The following is a 15,773-nucleotide window of genomic DNA, read 5'->3' as shown; positions in this document are numbered from 1 at the left end:
TTATGAAGATAAAAGCACTATTTCAAAATATCAGTATAAAACAGGCTGATGTTATTACTATTTTGGTTGTATTTTTCTTTACTTTGGTTTTTGTGGGTCTGCTTGTAGAGGAGATGTACAAGGAGTATGAGAGAGCCTTAGAGCAGAGTTATGTAGTAAAAAATCATCTTATACCTGATAGTACTATTTTAGAGCAAAATCAAAAAAAGTTAAAAGCACTTTTGATAAAAACAGTTTTAGCCATTGTTACTCTCTCTTTTATTATATTTGCCATATTTTTGGGGCTAAACACGCTTTTTAATAAACTGCTTCAAAGAGATACGCAGACATTTTTAGACGCTTTTAAAACTGCTATCGACAAAGAAGAAGAGATAAATAAAAATAGCATATTTTTCCAAGATTTTAAGATGATGGTGGGCTATGCAAATGAGATGGTTAGTAAAATAAATGAGCAAAAAAAGAGCCTAAAAGAGCTTAATCTTGGGCTTGAGGAGAGGGTAAAGAAAAAAACTGCCGCTCTGCTTGATATAAACAAAAACCTAGAAGAACAAAAGACATTTTCGCAGGATTTGCTAAAGTCCCAAAAAGAGTTTTTACGTTATACAGTACATGAGACAAACACGCCTCTTAGTGTTATTTTGACAAGTATTGAGTTATATCTTATGAAAAATCCAAAAGATAGACAACTCTCAAAGATAGAAGCTGCTGCAAAAAATATATTTAACATCTATGATGATTTGAGTTATCTTGTAAAAAAAGATCATATAGAGTATAAAAAGGGTGTGATAAATTTAAATAATTTTCTAAGCAGCAGGATAGATTTTTTTAGGGAGGTAGCGGAGTTTTCTCTTATAACTTTTAGCTACAATTCTCCAAAAGATGAGTTATATGTTAACTTCAATGAGACTAAGCTCCAAAGAGTCATAGACAACACTCTTACAAATGCCATAAAATACACACTTCCAAATGAGAGCGTTGAGGTGGCTCTAAAGCAAGTTGGCTCATATGTTGAGTTTATGGTTAGTAGCAAATCAAAAATAATCCAAGATACGAATAGAGTTTTTGATGCTTATTATAGAGAAGAAAAAGGCACAGAAGGCTTTGGATTGGGGCTTAGGCTGGTTAAGAGCATATGTGATGAAGAGGGTGTTGAAGTGAGTGTTTTATCAGATGAGACTTCAACAACATTTAGGTATAAGTTTAAAGTTATTGGAGATTGATGAAGATACTGCTTTTAGAAGATGAAGTGATGCTAAATGAGTCAATCTGCGAATACCTTGAATCTGAAGGGCATCATGTAGAGAGCTTCTTTAATGGGCTTTTGGCTTTTAATGCTATAAAAGAGAACTCTTATGACCTGCTTATCTTAGATATAAATGTCCCTGGAATTGACGGGCTTACATTTTTAGAGAAAATCCATGAGCTTAAAATCCATGTAAGTGTTATCTACATAAGTGCGTTAGTTGATATAGAAGATATTTCAAGGGCCTACACTTTGGGGTGTCACGACTATCTAAAGAAGCCTTTTCATCTAAAAGAGTTGTCCTTGCGAGTAGATAGAGTAAAGCTCTCAAATATCGTCCCAAGAGTGCATCTAAGACTTTGTAAAAATTATAGTTACGACCAAGAAAACAGCACACTTCTTTTTAATCAAGAGGTTCAAATACTGACAAAACGCCAATCTCAGATAATAGACCTGCTCTCAAGAAACAGAGGCAGAATAGTTGATTTTGAGCAGTTTCAAACCTATGTTTGGAGTGAGCAGATAGTTGACAACGCAACCATCCGAGCCGAGATTAATCGACTCAAAAAAAATCTAAAAGAGGATTTTATAATCAATGTTCGCGGCATGGGCTACATGATAGACAAGCCTTAGCAATCATCCTTTCTTTGTTCCCATGGTCTCCGTGGGAACGCATATAAGCTAGAGCAGACAAAAAAGTATACACTCCCAAGCTGGAGCATGGGAGCGAGAAAAGTAGCCCGTCTCCATTTTAAGATATTGACAAATGAAATTTATTTATATAGAATGATAAGAAGAATATATAAAAGGATATAGAAATGTTGAGTATTGGTATAGGTGAACTTCAAAAAAATATCTCTATTTTCCAAAATCTCACCGAGGTTTTAGAAGTAGTTGACAAAAGAACAAAACAATCTTTGGCTTTTGTTTATCCGATTCGTAAACAATCACAGACGGCTCTAATGGCTGGAAAATATAAAGATAAAGTAAATCCTTCATCTATGAATATAGAGCAGATAAAACAAGAAGCGTTTCTTAAAGCTATGGAAGAAAAATATGGTTTATCTTCTTGATACCAATGTCATCATCCGATTTTTGATAGGAGACGATGAAAAGTTTTTAGCCCAGAGCATAGTAATCTTTGAACAAATCGAATCTTCAAAAATCCAAGTAGAGATACTTGAGGGTGTTTTGATGGAAAGCTATTTTGTATTGACTAAATTTTACAAGTGCGACAAAAACAGTGTGATAAACGACCTTAAAACTATTTTGGCATTTGATGGAGTTGTGAGTCACAACAAAGCGATACTCTTTGAGACTCTTTCAATCATAGAAAACAAAAATATTGATTTTGTCGATGCACTTATCTGTGCAAAAAGTAAACTACAAGGGTATAAAAAACTGAGTTTTGACAAAGATGTGAAGAAGTGTTGAAGATAAAATGAACACTTTTCCTCGTTCCCACGGTCTCTGTGGGAACGTATATAAGCTAGAGCAGACAAAAAAGTACACACTCCAACGCGGGAGCATGGGAGCGAGAAGAGAAAGGACAGCCTTTTAAGCAAAAATAGCAAAATTAAAGTCTTATAACCAAAAATATAGCTAAAAATTGGACTTTAAAATCCAATTATGATACAATCTAGCACAGAAGGATAAAAGATGCTAGAAGAAATCAGAGATTTTCAGAGAAAAATCTTCTCAAAACATAACTTCACATATAAAAGATACTTTTACGACAAGATAGATTTAAAACCCAAACTTATAGGCATTGTAGGTGCTAGAGGTGTGGGCAAAACCACATTTTTGGTGCAGTACCTCAAAGAGCTTGACTTGCCATTTAGCCAAAAGCTCTACATTAGTGCGGATGCTATTGCCATTCCCTCTCTTTTTGAAGTGGCGGAGGTTTTTGCAAAGGAGGATGGGAAAGTGCTCATCATTGATGAGATACACAAATACCAAAATTTTGAACTAGAGCTTAAAAAGATTTACGATATCTTAGACCTCAAAGTTATATTTAGTGGCTCAAGTGCGTTGCAGATAGATAACGCAAAAGCCGATTTGAGCAGACGAGCGATTGTTTATCATTTTGAAGGATTGTCTTTTCGTGAGTTTATCGAACTAAACAACGATATCAAACTTCCATCTTTTTCGCTTGATGAGATACTCTCAGACCACATAGACATAGCGTATGACTTGCTGGAAAAATTTAACCTGCGACTCTCGTACAAAGAGTATATACAAAGCGGATACTATCCATTTTATTTTGAAGACAAAGAAAACTATCTTTTGCGACTGAGTGAGACCATAAATACAGTCATTGAGATAGATATTCCCTCCGTATTTCCCATAGAGTACAACAATGTTGTCAACCTCAAAAAACTGGTAAGACTTGTTTGTCAATCGCTCCCTTTTACTCCAAACATACAAGAGTTGCTTGTAAAAATGGATATGAAAGAGAACTACAAAGGGTTGTATAGATTTTTGGAATATCTGCATAAAGCAAAAGTACTGCATGTTATAAGAGCGAAAACAAAAGGGGATAGTATCTTTACTAAACCAGAAAAAATCTATCTAGGCAATACAAACCTGCACTACGCCTACTGCCATGACTTTGAGCTAGGAACTATAAGAGAGACCTTTTTTGCAAGTATGTTAAGAGTAGCGCATGAAGTTCAGGTTGCTAAAAAAGGTGATTTTTTCATAGACGACAGATATACATTTGAAGTAGGCGGTAAAAACAAAAAATATAAGCAAATAAAAGACCTATCGGATAGCTTCATCGTATCTGATGATATAGAGATAGGCAGCGGCAACAAAATCCCGCTCTGGCTGTTTGGGTTTTTGTATTGAAAGTTTTGTTATTAATGTGCGTGGGATGGGGTATATGGTGGATAAACCGTGATTAAGCCTCATTCCTACGGTCTTCGTGGGAATGCATATAAGTCAAAGCATACAAAAAAGTACACACTCCCACGCTGGAGCATGGGAGCGAGGAAGAGGTTCAAATACTGACAAAACGCCAATCTCAGATAATAGACCTGCTCTCAAGAAACAGAGGCAGAATAGTTGATTTTGAGCAGTTTCAAACCTATGTTTGGAGTGAGCAGATAGTTGACAACGCAACCATCCGAGCCGAGATTAATCGACTCAAAAAAAATCTAAAAGAGGATTTTATAATCAATGTTCGCGGCATGGGCTACATGATAGACAAGCCTTAGCAATCATCCTTGGGCGTTGACTCTTGGATGGTTTTATAGAAGTAACCAAGGCCTATTAGCATGATTGTTGTGCCTATTAGCAGATAAAAAGCTGACAACATTTTTGACGTATCTTCAAGTGCGATTTTAAATACCACCATTAGCGTTTCAATAGATAGTGCAATAATGATTGAGATTAAAAACTTTCCTAGAACTTTGTACTGTTTATCCTCTGTTTGATGAAATGATTGATATATAACTTCATGTTCAAAAATCTGTTTTGCAAGGTCATAAATGGCAAGTCCTAGCGTCATTGAGATGATGGATTTGAATATATCATGTAAAAAATCAGAGCTAGATAGTGAAAAGATAAGAGCAAAAAATACATAACCGCCATATACGATAAGTGCAATAGCAACGATAGCGAGCATGGTAGAGCCAAAGAAATATATAGTTCTCTTTATCTTATCGTGAACGCTGTTATACTCGATAAGTTTTAAATCTTCTAAAAGATATATAAGATTAACATCAAATATATAATAGGTTGAGTCTACATAGTGAACAACACTAACACTCGCTTTTCCAGTTTTATGATGGATATATGGATTTGAGATATATATATCATCTTCATCAAGTTGAAGTTTCATAAAGTAGTGGCTCTTGTTGCTTCCAAGCTGAGAAGAGTCTGACTCTTTTTTTGATATAACTGATGTTGATTGCTTAAACTCTGAATCAACGCCATACATCAACTGTATAAATCTGTGTGTTTTTAAAATCTGTAAAGATTCATCAAAATAGTTTTTATCAAGACTCTTTATAAATGTTTTTAAAAAAGAGTCAACATTTATTTTTTGTTTTCTGTACGCATTTATAACTTCTTTCATAACTTTTTCCATTATATAAATTTTGTCTATAAGTTGAGATTATAATATAGTTTATTTATATTATTAGACAAAGATATAGTGTTTTGATTTGTTTAAGGTGGATTAAATATTAAATAAAGTTACTTTTTTACACATATTTTCTTATAACTTTAGCTCATATTAGTTTTTTTTATAAATGCTATGTTCATGCTATTTTTCTATTTTAGGATTAGAGAGTTTAATTTTATAAAAAGGGAAAAATATGAAAAAACAGTTAGTTCTTAGCATCGCTGCTATTAGCTTTGTATCGGCAGCTTCATTAAATGCGGCAGATGATATTAACACTATGTTTAGTGAAGGTAAAGTGAGCGGACAAGCTCGTATGTTTTATATAGATAGAGAGTATCAAGGGAGTGCAGGGACTAGAACTCATAGAGGCTCAACTGCTATTGGCGGATATTTGAAATACGAAACAGCTTCTTTAGAGGGTTTTAATTTAGGGGCTGCTTTTTATACTACAAATAAAATTGATTCAAGAAACACAGTTGATCAAACGCTTCTTGGACAAGACAATGAGAACTATACAATGCTTGGAGAGGCGTATGTTGAGTACAAAAATGCCAACACGTCATTTAAGGGCGGACGTCAAAAACTCATGACACCAATGCTTGGTGATGATGATGCTAGAATGATTCCAAACCTTTTTGAAGCTTATGTTTTAACAAACAAAGACATTTCAAATACTACATTGACGCTAGGGCATATTACAAAATTTGCACAAGGAACATTTGGTAGAGTATATAGTGCAACACTAAATGCCTCAAAGGCAAATAAGTTGTTATCTGCAACATCTGGTTACTCATATGTTGATAGTTTAGACCAAACTGGTGAGTTTGCAAATGTAGGAACTTACGCTTTTGGCGAATCAACTGATGGTATTACTATGGCATCTGCTACATACACTGGCATAGAAAATTTAAAGTTAACTCTTTGGGATTACTATGCACATGACATTATGAATATGGTTTATGCAGAAGCAAACTTCTCGTGGAAATGTTTGATAACTGACATGATTAAGCCTTACGCTGGAGTTCAAGTTATAAAAGAGGACTCTGTGGGTGATGAGTTTGGCGGAGATATAGATAGTACTTATGCAGCAGCAAAGTTTGGCTTTAAAGTACAAAACCTTGATTTATCTTTTGCATACTCTAAAACAGGCGAAAATAGTGCAGCTGAAGCAACTGCTGGTGGTCTTGCAAATGCTACTGTGTCTCCATGGGGCGGTATGCCTGCCTATACTCAAGGCATGGTAACTCGTCATATGTTTATGGCTGGAACGGCTGCTAGTAAGGTTGCGGCTACTTATAACTTTAAAGATATGGGTGCAAACTTAACAACAACAGCGTACTATGCAGAGTTTGATATGGATGAGAACAGTGGATACGGAATTGAGAGAACCGCAAGTGAATCAGGATTTGATGCGATATATAACGTGCAATCTGTAAAAAACTTGCAACTTCGTCTTCGTGGAAACTTTACAAGAGGGTTTGCAGAGATTAACACTGGTAAAACTGGCTGGAATGAGTACAGATTTATAGCTAACTATAATTTCTAAGGAGAATTAGATGAACAAAGATATGGTTGAGAAGATAAAAAACGATCCAAACTACAAAGAGTTGATTTCAAAGAGAAATGGTTTTGCTGTAAGGCTATCTATTTTGATGCTGATTGTCTATTTTGCTTTTATATTAACGATAGCATTTAACCCATCAGCACTAGGTACACCAATCTCTTCTGATTCGGTAACAACAATTGGTATTCCTATTGGGATGGCGGTTATTATTTTCGCATTTGTTTTAACTGGTATCTATACCAAGAGAGCAAACGGTGAATTTGATGATTTAAACAATAAAATTAAAAATTCGATAAAGGAGAACTAATGAATAGAATATTTTTATTTTTAATTCTTGGTTTTATTGCTCTTTTTGCTTCAGATGCAATTACTGGCGAGGTTCAAAAACAAGGTCTTAATATCTCTGCAATAGTTATGTTTCTTATATTTGTTGGAGCAACTTTAGGTATCACTTATTGGGCTGCAAAGCGCACAAAGAGTGCAAAAGATTTCTACACAGCAGGTGGTGGAATTACAGGTTTTCAAAACGGTATGGCGATAGCTGGTGACTACATGTCAGCAGCGTCATTTTTGGGAATTTCTGGTCTTGTATATATGAAAGGGTATGATGGTCTTATCTACTCTATCGGGTTTTTAGTTGGTTGGCCAATCATTTTATTTATGATTGCAGAACCTCTTCGTAACTTAGGAAAATATACATTTGCAGACGTTGCTTCATATAGACTAAAGCAGACTCCAATCCGTACACTTGCAGCTTCTGGTTCAATTGCAACGGTTGTTCTTTATCTTATCGCGCAAATGGTTGGTTCAGGCAAACTTATACAGCTTCTGTTTGGACTCTCTTATGAGTTGGCAGTTGTACTTGTTGGTGTTCTTATGATTTTATATGTAGTGTTTGGCGGTATGCTTGCAACTACTTGGGTACAAATCATTAAAGCATTTTTACTTCTATCTGGTGCTTCATTTATGGCAATAGCTGTTATGGCACACTATAATTTTAGTTTTGGTGCACTTTTCTCACACGCAACAGAGCTTAAAGGTATCGAGATTATGAGCCCAGGTGGACTTGTAAGTGATCCAATTTCGGCTATTTCTTTAGCAGTTGCTCTTATGTTTGGAACAGCTGGTCTTCCACATATTCTTATGAGATTTTTTACTGTAAGTGATGCAAAAGAGGCTAGAAAATCAGTATTTTATGCAACAGGCTTTATTGGGTATTTTTATATTTTAACTTTCATCATCGGTTTTGGTGCTATCGTTATGGTATTTAAAAATCCTCAGTACCTTGATATTGCAAAAGATGCAGTTAGTGGCGGTTCACCGATTTTAGGTGGAAGCAATATGGCGGCAATTCACTTAAGTCATGCAGTAGGCGGAGACTTCTTCTTAGGATTTATCTCAGCGGTTGCATTTGCTACTATTTTAGCAGTTGTTTCTGGTCTTACACTAGCTGGTGCATCTGCAATCAGCCATGACCTTTACGCTTCTGTATTTAGAAAAGGCAGAGTTGATTCTATGACAGAGATGAGAGTTTCTAAAATGGCAACAGTTGCTCTTGGTGTAGTTGCAATTATTATGGGTATCGCGTTTGAGAACCAAAACATCGCATTTGTTGTTGGTCTTGCGTTTGCGATTGCTGCATCTGCAAACTTCCCAATCCTTGTGCTCTCAATGTACTGGAGAAAACTTACAACTCGTGGTGCTGTAATTGGTGGAACATTAGGTCTTGCTAGTGCGGTTATCCTTGTTATCCTTAGTCCAGTTGTTTGGGTTGATATTATGCATAATGCAGAAGCAATTTTCCCTTATAAATACCCAGCGTTGTTCTCAGTGAGTGTAGCATTTGCTGCGACTTGGTTCTTCTCGGTTACTGATAAGTCTCAAGATGCTAAAGATGAGCAAGATAGATTTGATGCTCAGTTTATCAGAGCTCAAACAGGTATCGGTGCTGAGGGTGCAAGTTCTCACTAGATATGTTTGCAAAAGGAAGTAAATTCCTTTTGCTTCGCCTAGACCGCTGTGGTCACAAAATGAGGAACAAAATTTCTTGGTATTTGGAAAATAAAATGAGTATTTTAGATCAAAGAAAACTTATCGAATCTATCCATCCATTTGAGCTGCTGAGCTCCAGTGCTATGGATGGACTGATGAAAAAAATCGACATAGCTTACTATCCAAACCAAACCCTTCTTGTATCTCCTGCTATCTCCTCTATCGCTTTTTATATCATCATTAAAGGCTCTGTAACAGAGTATATTGATGATGAGATTCATAATGTGTATGGAGCAGGAGATAGCTTTGATGCTGATGCACTTATCTATGGTAACACAAAAGCAAAGTTTATAGTTGATGAAGACCTTATCTGTTATGAGATCAAAAAAGAGGATTTTCTTGATTTGATGCAGGATAAGGAGATTCAAGGATACTTTTTACAAGACTTTATAACTCGTCATAAACAGCTAAAAGATTATGACACTCAAAGTGAACTCTCACCTTTTCTTATCTCAAAGGTTTCAGATATTTTTCTCCATACCGCATGTATTGTTGAAGAAGATGAAACTATACATAGCGCACTTCTAAAGCAGGAAAAACTCAAATCAAAGGTAATCCTTGTAAAAGAGAAAAATGGTTACTCGATAGTCACTGATACAGATTTGAGAAAAAAACTGCTTTTAGGCGATAACGATTTAAGTAAAAATATATCTTCAATCGCTTCAAAAAAGATTATCAGCATAGATATAAATGACTTCTTGTTTAATGCACTTCTTATGATGACACACAATGCTATCAAGAGAGTTGTAGTAGTTGATGGAGATAAAATTGTAGGTGTTTTAGAGCAACTCGACCTTCTAAGTTACTTTGCAAGTCACTCGCATCTTGTAGCTGTTCAGATAGATAAAGCGCAAAATATTGATGACTTAAAAGCGCTTGGGCATGACTTTAAAAGCCTTATTGTTACTCTTAGAGCAAAAGGTGTAAAGGTAAGGTATATCACAAAACTCATTGCAACTCTAAACGATAAAATCTACAACAAACTCTTTGAGATGTGTGTAGAGCCTTCACTTAGAGATCAATGCGCACTTATAGTGATGGGAAGTGAAGGTCGAGAAGAGCAGACTCTAAAGAGCGATCAAGACAATGCTCTCATCATTAAAAATGGCGTAGATATAGAGCTTTTTCGTGAACCAATGATGCGCTTAAATGGTTACCTACTTGAACTTGGATTTCCCAAATGCAGTGGTAACGTGATGGTAAGCAATGAGTTTTGGCGCAAAAATTCAAGTGCATATAAAGATTTGATTACAACATGGACTTATGATATGAGTGAGGAGAGTGTTAAAAACATGAGCATTTTCTTGGATGCAAAATGTATCGCTGGAGATTGCTCTTTGCTTGATGAATTAAAAGAGTATCTTCATAACAGTTTTCACTCAAGAGATGATGTTTTAGCGCATATTGCAAAAGCAGTTTTGAGCTTTGAAACTCCACTTTCTCTGTTTTCTGGGTTTGTTCTTCAAAAAGAGCGTAAAGATAAGTTAGACCTCAAAAAAGGCGGTATTTTTGCCCTAGTTCACGGCATAAGAACGCTATCTCTTCAATATGAGATAAAAGAGACAAACACAGTAGAGAGAATCAAAGAGTTAAATAATCATGGAGTAATAGACAAAACATTTGCAACTGAACTTATAGAGAGTTTTGATACATTAAGCTCTATAAGATTAAAAGCGATGTTGGAGGCTAAAAATATAGATGAAGCGAACTATATAAATCCTCTGAGTTTGGAGAAAAATCAGAGAGATTTACTAAAAGACAGTTTTAAAATCATAAATAAATTCAAAAAATTTATGAACTTTCACTTTCATTTAAATATGGTTGTTTAATAATGTTCTCTTTTATCGCAAATTTTAAAAAAAATGCAAATCGTAAAAAATTAAAAGATAGCGCATTTGAATTTTTATTTGAGGATGATAAAAGCGGGGAGTATGTTGTCTTTGATACAGAGACAACAGGATTAAATCCTAAAGTGGATGAGATTCTCTCAATAGGGGCCGTTAAGATAAAAGACAACAAGGTTTTAACATCTCAAACTTTTGAAGTTTTTTTACAAAACGAAAAAGAGATAAGCTCTACTAGCATTAAAATTCATGGTATCAGACCATTTGATTTAAAGGATGCAAAAACAACAAAGGAGGGTATTGTAGAATTTTTAAATTTTATTGGCTCAAGGCCGCTTATAGGGTATTATTTGGAGTTTGATGTGAGTATGATAAATAGATATACAAAGCCTCTTCTTGGAATAACACTTCCAAATAAAATGATTGAAGTATCTGAAATATACTTTGATAAAACGATTTCACTAATTCCGCAAGGAAATATTGATTTACGATTTGATACAATCTTAAGAAATTGCTCAATACCCAATATGGGTGTACACAATGCCGTTAATGACGCAATTATGACGGCGATGATATATTTAAAATTAACAAAGGAAAAACAGTGAATAGAGAAGTTTTTAAACCAAATATAGAGTTTAGCAAAAGTGCTAGAATTAAAAATATGTGTGAATATCAAGAGTTGCAAGATTATGCAACAAGAGATTATGAGGGCTTTTGGGGCAGTTACGCAAAAGAGAAACTAGAGTGGATGGAACCTTTTACAAATGTAATGGATGAGAGTAATTTTCCATTTGTAAAGTGGTTTGATGGCGGAAAACTAAATGTTTCAGTTCAATGTATAGACCGTCACTTAAAGAGCCGTAAAAACAAAGCTGCGATAATCTTTGAAGGCGATAGAGGCGATAAGCAAATCATCACTTACCTTGAACTCTATTACAACGTAAATAGATTTGCAAATCTTCTTAAAAATGAGTTTGGAGTTAAAAAAGGCGATAGAGTTATCATCTATATGCCGATGATTCCTGAGGCTGCTTATGCGATGCTTGCTTGTGCTCGTATCGGGGCAATCCACTCTATCGTATTTGGCGGTTTCTCTGCTGAAGCACTAAAAGACAGAATCATAGATGCAGAGGCAAAAGTTGTAATTACATCTGATGGTGCATTTAGAAAAGATAAGCCGTATATGTTAAAACCAGTTGTAGATGAGGCTCTAAAGGGCGAAACTCCTGTAAAAAAAGTTTTAGTTGTTGAGAGAAATGGCGAAGATGTGACTTGGGTTGCAGGGCGTGACTACTCTTACAATGAACTTATCAAGCATCAAGATGTAAAGTGTGAGCCAGAAGTTATGGACTCTGAGGACCCTCTTTTCCTACTTTACACTTCAGGAAGTACAGGTAAGCCAAAAGGTGTTCAACATAATTCAGCTGGATATATTCTTTGGGCACAGATGACTATGGAGTGGGTATTTGATGTAAAAGAGAACGATACTTACTGGTGTACAGCCGATGTTGGCTGGATTACTGGGCATACTTACATAGTTTATGGACCACTTGCGATGGGTGCAACTACTATAATGTTTGAGGGTGTTCCAACTTATCCAGATGCAGGTCGTCCATGGAAGATGGTTGAAGAGTATAAAGTAAATCAGTTCTACACAGCTCCAACTGCTATCCGTGTGCTACATAAAACAGGTGAGAATGAACCAGCAAAATATGATTTATCAAGCCTAAAAGTATTAGGAACAGTTGGAGAGCCGATAGACCCACCAGCATGGAAATGGTACTATGAGGCAATAGGCGGCGGTAAATGTGCAATCGTTGATACTTACTGGCAGACTGAAACAGGTGGACATATCGTATCTCCGCTTCCAGGAGCAACTCCTATAAAACCAGCTTGTGCAACATTCCCGCTTCCAGGAATCATGGCTGAGATTTTAGATGAAAATGGAAACAGAGCTGAAGTTGGCGAAAAAGGTCTTATGTGTGTAACTCGTCCTTGGCCAGCAATGATTAGAGGTGTTTGGGGAGATAACGAGAGATTTGTAAAATCATACTTTGGTGATGTAAAAAAAGATGGCAAACCAGTCTACTTTACAGGTGATGGTGCTATTTATGATGAAGCAGGTTATATCACAATCACAGGCAGAACTGATGATGTTATCAATGTTTCTGGGCATAGGATGGGAACAGCTGAAGTTGAAGCTGCTATCAAAAAACATCCAAATGTTGCAGAAGTTGCAGTTGTAGGAAAGCCACATGAGATAAAAGGTGAGGGCATTTTTGCTTATATCGTTTTAAAATCAGACAGCGGTATAGCAGATGAAGTTGAAGAGGTAAAAGCTATCAACAAAGTTATCCAAAAAGAGATAGGAAATATCGCTCTTTGTGATGATGTAGTTTTTGTTGTAGGACTTCCAAAAACTCGCTCTGGAAAAATCATGAGAAGAATTCTGCGCTCAATAGCAAAAGGAGAAGAGATTACTCAAGATATCTCAACTCTTGAAGACCCATCAGTAGTAGCAACAATCGCTTCAGCAGTTCAATCTTGTAAATTATAAAAATATAGAGTAGATTTTCTACTCTATATCCTCCCTCAAAATACAACAACAAATAGAGATGAAAATGCCACACGACAACTTTAAAGATAAAGCAAAAGATTGGGATAAAAACAGCAATGCCAATACAAAAACAATAGGCGAAGCAATTTTAGAAAAAATTACTCTCAATAATGAGATGGAACTCTTAGACTTTGGCACTGGAACAGGGCTTTTGGGCTTTGAGATAGCACGACATGTTAGAAAAGTTTATGGCGTTGATACTTCGCGCAGTATGCTAGATGAACTTTGCTCTAAAAACACTCCTGAGTTAAGTATAGAGCCACTTCTCCAAGATATAATTGCCTCACCACTAAAAAGAAGCTTTGATGGGCTTGTAAGCTCTATGACTCTGCATCATATAGAGAATTTAGAGCGTTTTTTTTCCACAATTTACACAAATATACAAGAGAGCGGATTTATCGCCATTGCAGACCTTGAGCTTGAAGATGGAAGTTTTCACTCCGATAACAAGGGCGTTTTTCACTATGGTTTTGATACCGCTAAGCTTTGTGAGATAGTAAAGAGTAGTGGCTTTAAAAATATAGAGTGCACACAAGTAAACACGATTAAAAAGCCAGAAAAAGAGTATGGTGTCTTTTTACTTACTGCAAGAAAATAATGTTACAATTTCATCCAAAATACAATTTAAAAGAGAACCGATGCAACTTTGTGTAGCCCTTGATTTGCCAACCAAAGAGGAAAATTTAGAACTTATTGGCAAGATAAAAGATTATGATGTCTGGTTAAAAGTAGGGCTTCGTTCTTACATAAGAGATGGTGAAGAGTTTTTAAAAGATATAAAAAAGATTAACCCAGATTTTAAAATATTTCTAGACTTAAAATTGTATGATATTCCAAATACTATGGCAGATGCTGCGGAGTCTATTATGTCCCTTGGTGTTGATATGTTCAATGTACACGCAAGTGCTGGAAAACGAGCGATGAAGGAAGTTATGAGCAGACTTGAGCGATATGAAAACCGTCCAATAGTTCTAGCAGTAACTGCTCTTACATCGTTTAATGAAGATGAATTTAGCCAAGTTTATGAGAGTTCAATTGCCACAAAAGCAGATCAGTTTGCAAAGGATGCTTACGAAAGCGGACTTGATGGCGTGGTATGTTCGGCTTATGAGAGTAATTCTATAAAAAATATAACAGATAAAAAATTTATGACGCTCACTCCAGGAATTCGCCCTTTTGGAGAAGATTCAGGAGATCAGCAAAGAGTAGCTGACGTAGCTTTTGCAAAAAAAGCGCAAGTTGATTTTATAGTTATTGGTCGCCCGATTTACAACTCCAAGGACCCCGCAGAGGTAGTTAGAAAAGTATTAGAACAAATTTAATAATATATAGCCTTAGTTAAGCTATTTATTATCTATATATGACTATAATTGCAACCTTCAATGGATAGATGGGTGAGCGGCTGAAACCACATCCCTGCTAAGGATGCGTACGGGTAACTGTACCGAGGGTTCGAACCCCTCTCTGTCCACCACGAAGCCCTATTTTGGGGACTTACAAAGCCTTTAAAAAAATAAAAAAATCCCTTACTTACACCGAAACGTAAAATTATTGATAAATAAAGATACTTCTATCAAAATCTATATCTTTGAAAATAGGATCTATTCTGTTTTTAACTATATTTGTATATTTATCAAGAGTAGAATTTTTTAACTCATGTTTTTTAAAATCAAGATATAGAGATGAGTAGTGATTGAAGTTAGTCACTATGAAAACGGAATAATGCACGATTGTAGTGTTAAATTAATAGGAGTAAGATAAAAAAGCAGAGTAGCCAGAGAGGAACTAATCCAAACTCTTATAAGCACCTTCACGAGTAGTTACATGTAAAACTAAAATGACGAGTTTATTATCATATTTTTTATATATAACTCTATAAGAACGAAGTTTTAAACGATAAAGAACCTCTTTTTGTCCTTTAAGCTTTTTTATCTTGCCAGAGTGCATAAGAGATTTTTCATACTCAGAATTAAAATTTTGAGCAAAATCGTATAAAGAATCACGAATAAAAGTTGTATCAGCTTTATTAATAACTTTAAAATCTTTCTTTGCAGTAGTAGCAAAATCAATCTCGTACATCTAAATCCAATTCTTTAAAAAATTCATCCATAGAAACAGTTTTAAAATTAGAATCATTAAGTCTTTTTTCTGCTACTTTTATATCAAGATAGTCAAAGTACATCTCAAGAGCAGAAGCGATAATATGGCTTTTTTTCTCATTTAACTCCTCTGCATAACGAGTTATATCGTTATTTATAGAAGTAGGCAATGTTATGTTTAATCTAGTAGTATTCATTTGTCACTCCTTATTTAAGTGCATAATT

The 15,773-nt window shown here is 35.4% G+C and carries 18 protein-coding genes and 1 tRNA gene; 15 read left to right on the top strand and 4 right to left on the bottom strand.

Going from position 1 to position 15,773, the window contains the following annotated elements; all coding sequences use genetic code 11:
• The first annotated feature begins 2 nt into the window (after window positions 1-2).
• The 6 genes from AC6H33_RS08040 to AC6H33_RS08015 all read left to right on the top strand — a co-directional run bounded on the left by AC6H33_RS08040 (window position 3) and on the right by AC6H33_RS08015 (window position 4,461).
• On the top strand, window positions 3-1,220 hold the full coding sequence (locus AC6H33_RS08040) for a sensor histidine kinase (protein ID WP_497604369.1): 1,218 nt from the start codon (window positions 3-5) through the stop codon (window positions 1,218-1,220).
• Window positions 1,220-1,876, top strand: a complete 657-nt coding sequence (locus AC6H33_RS08035) for a response regulator transcription factor (protein ID WP_497604368.1) — start codon at window positions 1,220-1,222, stop codon at window positions 1,874-1,876. Before AC6H33_RS08040 ends, AC6H33_RS08035 begins: the two co-directional genes overlap by 1 nt.
• 185 nt (window positions 1,877-2,061) lie before the next feature.
• Entirely contained in the window at window positions 2,062-2,316 is a 255-nt protein-coding gene (locus AC6H33_RS08030) for a hypothetical protein (RefSeq protein ID WP_497604367.1), read from the top strand.
• Window positions 2,300-2,677 carry a type II toxin-antitoxin system VapC family toxin gene (locus AC6H33_RS08025; protein WP_497604366.1) on the top strand — a complete coding sequence of 126 codons (378 nt, stop codon included), beginning with the start codon at window positions 2,300-2,302 and terminating at the stop codon, window positions 2,675-2,677. Before AC6H33_RS08030 ends, AC6H33_RS08025 begins: the two co-directional genes overlap by 17 nt.
• A gap of 225 nt (window positions 2,678-2,902) precedes the next feature.
• Window positions 2,903-4,093, top strand: coding sequence for an AAA family ATPase (locus tag AC6H33_RS08020; protein WP_497604365.1), 1,191 nt, complete (start codon window positions 2,903-2,905; stop codon window positions 4,091-4,093).
• 125 nt (window positions 4,094-4,218) lie between these two features.
• Complete coding sequence (locus AC6H33_RS08015) at window positions 4,219-4,461, top strand: helix-turn-helix domain-containing protein (RefSeq protein WP_497605987.1); 243 nt, start codon at window positions 4,219-4,221, stop codon at window positions 4,459-4,461.
• On the opposite strand, the gene AC6H33_RS08010 is transcribed toward AC6H33_RS08015, so the two are convergent.
• Window positions 4,458-5,324, bottom strand: coding sequence for a hypothetical protein (locus AC6H33_RS08010; protein WP_497604364.1), 867 nt, complete (start codon window positions 5,322-5,324; stop codon window positions 4,458-4,460). The two genes, AC6H33_RS08015 and AC6H33_RS08010, sit on opposite strands and share 4 nt — an antisense overlap.
• Window positions 5,325-5,565: 241 nt before the next feature.
• Between AC6H33_RS08010 and AC6H33_RS08005 the strand changes: the two genes are divergently transcribed.
• The 9 genes from AC6H33_RS08005 to AC6H33_RS07965 all read left to right on the top strand — a co-directional run bounded on the left by AC6H33_RS08005 (window position 5,566) and on the right by AC6H33_RS07965 (window position 14,923).
• Window positions 5,566-6,918 (top strand): OprD family outer membrane porin, encoded by a 1,353-nt coding sequence (locus tag AC6H33_RS08005; RefSeq protein WP_497604363.1) that lies wholly within the window; start codon window positions 5,566-5,568, stop codon window positions 6,916-6,918.
• A 10-nt stretch (window positions 6,919-6,928) separates the two neighbouring features.
• Window positions 6,929-7,243: a DUF485 domain-containing protein gene (locus AC6H33_RS08000; protein ID WP_497604362.1), complete on the top strand. Its 315-nt coding sequence runs from the start codon at window positions 6,929-6,931 to the stop codon at window positions 7,241-7,243.
• Window positions 7,243-8,907: a cation acetate symporter gene (locus tag AC6H33_RS07995; protein WP_497604361.1), complete on the top strand. Its 1,665-nt coding sequence runs from the start codon at window positions 7,243-7,245 to the stop codon at window positions 8,905-8,907. Before AC6H33_RS08000 ends, AC6H33_RS07995 begins: the two co-directional genes overlap by 1 nt.
• 95 nt (window positions 8,908-9,002) lie before the next feature.
• Window positions 9,003-10,817 carry a putative nucleotidyltransferase substrate binding domain-containing protein gene (locus tag AC6H33_RS07990; RefSeq protein ID WP_497604360.1) on the top strand — a complete coding sequence of 605 codons (1,815 nt, stop codon included), beginning with the start codon at window positions 9,003-9,005 and terminating at the stop codon, window positions 10,815-10,817.
• 2 nt (window positions 10,818-10,819) lie between these two features.
• On the top strand, window positions 10,820-11,437 hold the full coding sequence (locus tag AC6H33_RS07985) for a 3'-5' exonuclease (RefSeq protein WP_497604359.1): 618 nt from the start codon (window positions 10,820-10,822) through the stop codon (window positions 11,435-11,437).
• Between the two features lie 56 nt (window positions 11,438-11,493).
• Window positions 11,494-13,389: an acetate--CoA ligase gene (gene acs / locus AC6H33_RS07980; protein ID WP_497605986.1), complete on the top strand. Its 1,896-nt coding sequence runs from the start codon at window positions 11,494-11,496 to the stop codon at window positions 13,387-13,389.
• A gap of 64 nt (window positions 13,390-13,453) precedes the next feature.
• Window positions 13,454-14,047: a class I SAM-dependent methyltransferase gene (locus tag AC6H33_RS07975; RefSeq protein ID WP_497604358.1), complete on the top strand. Its 594-nt coding sequence runs from the start codon at window positions 13,454-13,456 to the stop codon at window positions 14,045-14,047.
• 40 nt (window positions 14,048-14,087) lie between these two features.
• Window positions 14,088-14,771 (top strand): orotidine-5'-phosphate decarboxylase, encoded by a 684-nt coding sequence (gene pyrF, locus AC6H33_RS07970; RefSeq protein WP_497604357.1) that lies wholly within the window; start codon window positions 14,088-14,090, stop codon window positions 14,769-14,771.
• Between the two features lie 62 nt (window positions 14,772-14,833).
• Window positions 14,834-14,923: transfer RNA gene (locus tag AC6H33_RS07965), tRNA-Ser, on the top strand.
• A gap of 74 nt (window positions 14,924-14,997) precedes the next feature.
• Here the strand turns inward: AC6H33_RS07965 and AC6H33_RS07960 are convergent.
• The 3 genes from AC6H33_RS07960 to AC6H33_RS07950 form a co-directional block, all read right to left on the bottom strand.
• Window positions 14,998-15,156, bottom strand: coding sequence for a tyrosine-type recombinase/integrase (locus tag AC6H33_RS07960; protein ID WP_497605985.1), 159 nt, complete (start codon window positions 15,154-15,156; stop codon window positions 14,998-15,000).
• A gap of 78 nt (window positions 15,157-15,234) precedes the next feature.
• On the bottom strand, window positions 15,235-15,528 hold the full coding sequence (locus AC6H33_RS07955; protein ID WP_497604356.1) for a type II toxin-antitoxin system RelE family toxin: 294 nt from the start codon (window positions 15,526-15,528) through the stop codon (window positions 15,235-15,237).
• Complete coding sequence (locus tag AC6H33_RS07950) at window positions 15,515-15,745, bottom strand: hypothetical protein (protein ID WP_497604355.1); 231 nt, start codon at window positions 15,743-15,745, stop codon at window positions 15,515-15,517. Before AC6H33_RS07950 ends, AC6H33_RS07955 begins: the two co-directional genes overlap by 14 nt.
• Window positions 15,746-15,773: the final 28 nt, after the last annotated feature.

It is taken from the genome of Sulfurimonas limnophila, from assembly GCF_059705345.1.
This window is presented reverse-complemented; position numbering and strand designations above follow the sequence as displayed.

Bases quoted from the DNA above. Each gene is read 5' to 3' on its own strand.
- AC6H33_RS08040 (WP_497604369.1), top strand. From the start codon at position 3: ATGAAGATAAAAGCACTATTTCAAAATATCAGTATAAAACAGGCTGAT.
- AC6H33_RS08035 (WP_497604368.1), top strand. From the start codon at position 1,220: ATGAAGATACTGCTTTTAGAAGATGAAGTGATGCTAAATGAGTCAATC.
- AC6H33_RS08030 (WP_497604367.1), top strand. From the start codon at position 2,062: ATGTTGAGTATTGGTATAGGTGAACTTCAAAAAAATATCTCTATTTTC.
- AC6H33_RS08025 (WP_497604366.1), top strand. From the start codon at position 2,300: ATGGTTTATCTTCTTGATACCAATGTCATCATCCGATTTTTGATAGGA.
- AC6H33_RS08020 (WP_497604365.1), top strand. From the start codon at position 2,903: ATGCTAGAAGAAATCAGAGATTTTCAGAGAAAAATCTTCTCAAAACAT.
- AC6H33_RS08010 (WP_497604364.1), bottom strand. From the start codon at position 5,324: ATGAAAGAAGTTATAAATGCGTACAGAAAACAAAAAATAAATGTTGAC.
- AC6H33_RS08005 (WP_497604363.1), top strand. From the start codon at position 5,566: ATGAAAAAACAGTTAGTTCTTAGCATCGCTGCTATTAGCTTTGTATCG.
- AC6H33_RS08000 (WP_497604362.1), top strand. From the start codon at position 6,929: ATGAACAAAGATATGGTTGAGAAGATAAAAAACGATCCAAACTACAAA.
- AC6H33_RS07995 (WP_497604361.1), top strand. From the start codon at position 7,243: ATGAATAGAATATTTTTATTTTTAATTCTTGGTTTTATTGCTCTTTTT.
- AC6H33_RS07990 (WP_497604360.1), top strand. From the start codon at position 9,003: ATGAGTATTTTAGATCAAAGAAAACTTATCGAATCTATCCATCCATTT.
- AC6H33_RS07985 (WP_497604359.1), top strand. From the start codon at position 10,820: ATGTTCTCTTTTATCGCAAATTTTAAAAAAAATGCAAATCGTAAAAAA.
- acs (WP_497605986.1), top strand. From the start codon at position 11,494: ATGTGTGAATATCAAGAGTTGCAAGATTATGCAACAAGAGATTATGAG.
- AC6H33_RS07975 (WP_497604358.1), top strand. From the start codon at position 13,454: ATGCCACACGACAACTTTAAAGATAAAGCAAAAGATTGGGATAAAAAC.
- pyrF (WP_497604357.1), top strand. From the start codon at position 14,088: ATGCAACTTTGTGTAGCCCTTGATTTGCCAACCAAAGAGGAAAATTTA.
- AC6H33_RS07955 (WP_497604356.1), bottom strand. From the start codon at position 15,528: ATGTACGAGATTGATTTTGCTACTACTGCAAAGAAAGATTTTAAAGTT.
- AC6H33_RS07950 (WP_497604355.1), bottom strand. From the start codon at position 15,745: ATGAATACTACTAGATTAAACATAACATTGCCTACTTCTATAAATAAC.